This window comes from Bacillus sp. LR--39 (genome assembly GCF_053613335.1).
This window is the reverse complement of record NZ_JBSIOT010000087.1, coordinates 1-1,769: the sequence shown is the minus strand read 5'-3', so window position 1 is coordinate 1,769 and position 1,769 is coordinate 1. Positions and strand designations below refer to the sequence as shown.

At 44.7% G+C, this 1,769-nt stretch carries 2 protein-coding genes, 1 pseudogene and 1 riboswitch; of the genes and pseudogenes, 1 reads left to right on the top strand and 2 read right to left on the bottom strand.

Annotated features, from left to right (window positions below; all coding sequences use genetic code 11):
- Both ACWHAR_RS20545 and ACWHAR_RS20540 read right to left on the bottom strand, forming a co-directional pair.
- Nucleotides 1-496: pseudogene (locus tag ACWHAR_RS20545) on the bottom strand (hypothetical protein); the annotation flags it as partial.
- A gap of 99 nt (nucleotides 497-595) precedes the next feature.
- On the bottom strand, nucleotides 596-1,066 hold the full coding sequence (locus tag ACWHAR_RS20540; RefSeq protein WP_016885750.1) for a metal-dependent hydrolase: 471 nt from the start codon (nucleotides 1,064-1,066) through the stop codon (nucleotides 596-598).
- 239 nt (nucleotides 1,067-1,305) lie between these two features.
- On the opposite strand from ACWHAR_RS20540, the gene sspJ reads away from it, so the two are divergent.
- Complete coding sequence (sspJ, locus tag ACWHAR_RS20535; RefSeq protein ID WP_452087668.1) at nucleotides 1,306-1,446, top strand: small acid-soluble spore protein SspJ; 141 nt, start codon at nucleotides 1,306-1,308, stop codon at nucleotides 1,444-1,446.
- Nucleotides 1,447-1,608: 162 nt separating this feature from the next.
- Nucleotides 1,609-1,769, top strand: a riboswitch (Lysine riboswitch). This riboswitch is flagged as partial in the annotation.

Sequence of the window (1,769 nt, the reverse complement as noted above, 5' to 3'; positions counted from 1 at the left end):
GATTAAACAGCACCGTTCCGGCGGCTGCCGCATAGTAGATCTTAACGGCTTTAGCGGAAAGCTTTTTGCCGGTTCTTTCGCGCGTTTTTGCCAGCCAGACCATGAGAGCCAGGTCCAGGAAAAGCGCGATGAAAACCGGATTAAACAGCTCCTGAAAACTGCTTCCAAGCCCCCCGAGGTTTTTTGCCTGGAACAGGACGGGAATGGTGATGAAATCGATGTAGAAACCATAAAAAATGCTGTTTGCAATCAAGATGCCCGTCAGGACGACATTAGCCCCGATTAAATAGATGCGCTGCGATTTTTCGCGAAAAAAGAGGCTGATGCCGAGTACAGGGATGAGAAAGCTAAGCGGGTTGATAAACAGGATCAGTTCCTGAAGTGCGTTGTCGATTTGTAAATTAAAGCCCAGCTTGTAGATGAAGTACGTCTTCATCCATATGAAAAATATGGATAGGCATAAAAACCACTGCTTTTTAAAAAATTGTTCTTTCATATAAATAGCTCCTCACATATAATCCCCGCAGGTAAAGAACACCAAGATAAAATGACTAAAAAAAGCATCATATAGCAATCGGTCAAACCGTCCCTTTCGTCAGGCGATCAAGTTCGCAATAAAATAGCACGAAACAACGGTGAGCACAGCAAGAACGACTTGTTCCGCCTTCCCGCCGGTTTTAATGTAAAGGGGCAGACGAACCTTAATGGCGGACGGAAAGAAAAGTTTGATGCCGTTTACAGTCCCGGCATCGAGGAGCAGATGGCTTGCCATTCCGGCCATCAATCCGACAAGTATGCTCTGATCTGCAAAATATAAATGTGTCGCGAATGCCGTGATGAGCAAAAAGAGCAGGCTGTGTGTAAACGTCCTGTGCCCGAAGACAGAACTGACCACTGCTGATAAAATCGGAAGCCTTCTGCCTATCTTGCTTTTTGTATGGCATATATCCGGAATCAATGCTCCGATAACGCCCGAGGCTGTCATGAACACCGGATCATATCCGTAAAAATAAGCAGCAGCCGTACAAGAAGCGACCCCTCCCATGATGTGTGTTTTTCCTGTCATATCGCTTCTCCTTTAAGACCTATAACAATTTCCTAATGAAAACTATATCAAGAGTTCTGACGGCCTTCAAGACAGATGGTAACAACTTGTCAGCTGAAAAAAACATTTTCCTAAACAATCGGCGCGTTTACATCTAAAATATGGCGTTTTCAGATAAAAAACACATTCCAAGGTTCTGCATAATTTAAATTTGATAAGCCAAATTAAAATTGTACCACATTTTTAAAGAGGTCATTCATTTGGGTATTTTCTTCAATAAAGATAGAGGAAATAAGGAAGAGGACCAAAACGCCGTTCGGGGGGCGCTTGAAGACGCAGGACAAGCGCTGAAAGGAGACCCGCTGCAAGAGGCGGTCAACAAAAAGAAAAATAACCGATAAATGACAGATGGAGAGAGCCCGTCTTCCATTCTTCAGAAGGCTGCCAAAAAAGGCGGCCTTTTGGCGCGGCTGTCCGTTTTTTCCATCACTTCCCTTTGACAGATCAAAATTTCTCTGGTAACCTCTTTTCAGAATATGTGATAAATCCTCACTCTTAACTCTTAGTGAGGTAGAGGTTGCGCGGATGATGAGTCGCATGTGTGAGGCTGATGGGGCCGATGATCATATGCAAAAGGCATCAGCGCCGAAGCATAAGGAAGCCATTCATTCTTTATGCTGGGTCTGCATTGAATAAGTGCAGGACTGCCGCGGGTATTCCCGCG